Origin of the sequence: Fibrobacter sp. UBA4309 (assembly GCF_002395745.1) — a bacterium.
Lineage (GTDB): Bacteria > Fibrobacterota > Fibrobacteria > Fibrobacterales > Fibrobacteraceae > Fibrobacter.
The window spans coordinates 1-4014 of the sequence record NZ_DGUN01000045.1 but is presented as its reverse complement, the minus strand read 5'-3'; the positions used below and the strand labels follow the sequence as shown (position 1 = coordinate 4014).

At 57.2% G+C, this 4014-nt stretch carries 2 protein-coding genes; one reads left to right on the top strand and one right to left on the bottom strand.

Annotated features, from left to right (window positions below; all coding sequences use genetic code 11):
* The coding region (locus B3M32_RS05355) for a GH116 family glycosyl hydrolase (protein WP_290744050.1) at positions 1–2989 on the top strand (2989 nt) is incomplete at its 5' end.
* 303 nt (positions 2990–3292) lie between these two features.
* Here the strand turns inward: B3M32_RS05355 and B3M32_RS05350 are convergent.
* Positions 3293–3892, bottom strand: coding sequence for a hypothetical protein (locus B3M32_RS05350; RefSeq protein ID WP_290744049.1), 600 nt, complete (start codon positions 3890–3892; stop codon positions 3293–3295).
* Between the last annotated feature and the right edge of the window lie 122 nt (positions 3893–4014).

Here is a 4014-nt window from a genome sequence, read left to right as displayed (position 1 = left end):
CGGTTCGACTTTCACCGCAACGCCTGCTGGCACCACCCCCGTGATGAACGTAATGCCGGGCGTGCAGGTCCGCACCGAAAAGCCCTCTGACCTCCGCTTCAACAACTTCTTCTTCCGTGAATCCGTGATTGGCGCGAAGGCCGCTCTCGAAATCGTCGACTTCGCAGGCTTTACGCAGATGCTCGCCAAGTACCCGCTCGTAGACGCTAAGGGCGAAGCTCTCTTTACCGCCGCTGAACTTGCCAACCAGAAGAAGGCCGAGGCCAAGCTCAACAAGGCCATCGCCGAAAAGGATTTCTTCAAGAACAACAAGGCCGCGTTTGAACGCTGGCACATCGAATGGAGCGACCGCACCGCCGCCCTCCTGAACAAGGCCGGAGCCGAGCTCAACCGCAGCGCAGTCATCGACTTCTTCAACGGTGTCGTTGGCGAAAAGGCCGTGCGCCAGGGCGCCCTCACCGCCGCCTGGGCAAACGACACTGAATTCCTGGGACAGGCCGGTTACGATGCCGCCAAGATGCAGTACGCTGCCCTCTATCCGGTGAGCGAAACCAAGTACGAAGGCAAGGGTGTGCAAATCACCAAGACCCAGTCCAGCTACGTGACTCCGGGTGACGAACGCCTCTCCAGCCTCCCCGTGAACGCGACCGTGTTCACGCTCGAAAATACCACCAAGGAAACCCGCGAAATCACGATCGTGCAGGTGCAGGACTGCATCGCCGGCTACATGGCCAAGAAGGACCGCCAGGGCGTTCAGGATTCGAGCTTCGTGCTCGTCCCGTCCGCACGTTTCCCGAAGGGCGTGAAGTTTGAGAAGCAGGCCAAGGACGGTCGCGAAGTCCGCGGTCTCGAATTCTACAACGAAAAGCCGCTCGCCGAAAGCGACTTCAACGGCTGCATGGGCGTGTCTGTCGCCTGGAACAAGAAGGATAATCTGAACGTTTCCGTGAAGCCGATGTTCTACCAGGATGACGCCGCCTCTGTTTTGAAGGGCGCTCTCCGCAGCGGCCGCGTTTGCGAAGCCTGGGTCAAGAACGTTTACAGCGGCCGCGAAACGATGGCCGGTGCCGTCGCCGTGACTGCCGTCTTGAAGCCGAAGCAGAAGGTTTCTTTCCAGTTCAACCTGGTGCTTGACTTCCCCGAAATCAAGCTGAACAAGCTCACTTCCGCCAAGAAGTACACCGCTTTCTTCCCCGAAGCTTATGGCCGCGTGGGCGCCATCCTCGAAGAAGCCCTCGCCGCCGACAAGAACTTCGACGCACGCCTCAAGGCATTCGAAGCACTCGTCCCGAAGAAGGCCGTTGCCAAGCTCTACAAGACTGCCGCCAAGCAGGACGAATTCAAGAGCCTCGCCCTCAACACGCTCAGCTTCCTCGCCGAAGCCACCGTGTGGGACAAGGACGACCGTTTCCTGGTTCGTGAATGCGCCGACTATCCGTTCTTCAACTCCCTCGACGTTTACTTCTACGGCAGCTTCAGCCTGATGGCCCTGATGCCGCGCCTCGACGGCGTGGTCATGAAGCGCTTCGGTGATGCGATTCTCGCCGTGAACGACAACCGTCGCCGTCACCACGAATACGTGAACCACCCGTTCGCCGACCTGCCGGACCCGAAGCTTGAAGGCCCGCGCGCCGTGCGTGGCGCCGTGATTCACGACCTCGGAAGCCCCTTCGATGCCGAACCCGATGCCTACGACTGGCACAACGTGAAGGAATGGAAGGATCTCGCTCCGAAGTATGTTTTGATGGTTCTCCGTCATTACGTGAAGACGCAGGACAAGCAGAACTTGCAGGATTGCAAGGAAGCCGTCTACGCCGCCATGGAATACCTCGAGAAGATGGTGAACGAGGGCGAAAACTTCCCGCTCACCCACGGTACCGACGACACGTTCGACAACCTCTCCAGCCACGGCATTTCCGTGTACTGCGGTAGCCTCTGGATTGCAGGTCTCCGCGCTGCAGCAAAGATTGCCGAAATCCTCGGCGACAAGGCACAGGCCGACACCTGGAACGCGAAGGCCGACGCCGCCAACAAGGAATTCGACGAAGCACTGTGGGACGAAGCCGAAGGCTACTACCACTTCTTCGTGACTCCGATAGAAGCGAAGGATGTGGTTGCAGACAAGCTCCCGCAGCTCGCCGACGCCATCAAGGAAACGCTCTTTATCGACGGCACCAACGTGAAGGCCGCCCTCAAGACCATCAACGAATGGCTCAACGCAGGCGTTATCCCGAGCGACGTGGAACTTTCGAAGAACGAACTCCGCGGCCTCAAGAAGGCATGGCTCACCGCCCAGTGCAAGGACGCCTTTACCGCCAGCTGGAACGCAAAGATTACGAACGACTGCGACGACGTTTTCGCCGACACGATGCTCGCCGACACTTACCTCCGTCTGCTGGGCCTCAAGCCCATCAGCGACGAGAAGAAGGCGAAGGCGAACCTGTTGCGCGTTTTCAACACGAACTACAAGGCCAACAGCCCGCTCATCGGTGCCGCAAACCTCGTTCGCAAGGACGGCTCTCCGCTCGACGAATTCAACTTCCAGGCTCACGACGTGTGGATCGGTATCCAGTACAGTATCATGTGCGCCATGATGCACCATGATCTCGAAAAGCAGGCTGCCGACATGGGCGATTCCATGATCCGCAACCTCTACGAAGAAGCCCGCATCCCGTTTGCCGCACCGGAAGGATTCAACGGTTCCTGCCGCCTGCACCCGGAAGCTCTCGTGAAGGCATTCGGCCTCAGCGCCACCGCTGCCGACAAGATGCACAAGGAACTCCTGAAGAAGGGCGCCCTGCTTGCAGATTCCCGCATCAGCCCGAAGCTCCCGCGCAACCTGCCCGCCTTCACCAAGGCATTCGGCAGCATCGCGAAGGCCAATAAGGTTGAAGCAAGCGCTCTGTTCATGCTGCTCCACAGCACGGCTCTCAAGTACACCGCCGGCAAGTACTTCCGCCCCGGCATGGTGTTCGCACTGCTGTACTAATAAGGTTGAGAATCCAAAACTTTAAGGAGGTGTCCCGAGCGGGGCACCTCAATCACGTGCCTTTGCTTCACAATTTGCATCTTGTTGCTCGGGTTAGTGTTCCAGCCGTAGTCGAACACGAGGATTCGTCAATGTTCGGCTTCACGATCCTTTGCCGCATCGATAACTTCCGTCGGACCGTTGTTGTCAAAGGCGGTATAGCCGAAACCGGCATATTGCAAGCAAATTTGCCCCTATACGCGAATAATCAGTTATTCCGTGCAGTTAATCATGCCTTTTTTGCACGAAATCGGGATGCGGAGCTTATTTCGCTAGGCACTGGGCGGCTTTCAGCGTGATGTCCATTTCCAGTTTCTTCTGGTCTTCGAAGGCCGTCTTGATCAGCGAATGGACCGTGTAGTCCTTCTTGACGGACTTGAGCATGCAAGTGCAGACTTGCTTGTCCAGGTCCTTCTGCTTCAGGCATTCCTTCACAAAAGCGCCATCCATTTCGGCAGGGAAATCCTTCGGGAGGCAGGGCTCCACCACGCCGAATCCCCACTTCGAGATATCGACGTTGCTTCCGTCGGCAGAAACGGACCCGAGAATCTTGGCCATGGCGTCCTTGTCGCCGATAAGCTTGTCGAAGGCGCACTGGCACGACTTATCGGCCTGGACAGTACCGAGCCATTCGGCAGACTGGGCCGAGCACGACTGCACGAAATTATCCTTGAATACGGGGCTCTGCAACAGGGCCATCAAGATGATCATCTCTTCGGGGGAAACCGAGAGTCCGGTCGACTTCTGTTCCTGCTTGGCAGGTGCCGCGGGTGCTGCGGCGGCGGCCGAGGATTTCGGTGCCGGTGCGGCAAAACCGAGGGTTATGGCAATCATGGAAAAGAGGGCTGTTTTAAATACTTTCATATTCTACCGTTTTTCACTAAAATAGCAAATTCCCAACCACGAGCCACATCTAACCATTTTTTCTATATTTATACGCACTATGAGTCTAAAATTTGAAACCCCCATTACCGAAGTTCCGCTGT

Excerpts from the sequence above, each read along its gene's own strand:
- B3M32_RS05350 (WP_290744049.1), bottom strand. The coding sequence starts at position 3,892 with ATGAAAGTATTTAAAACAGCCCTCTTTTCCATGATTGCCATAACCCTC.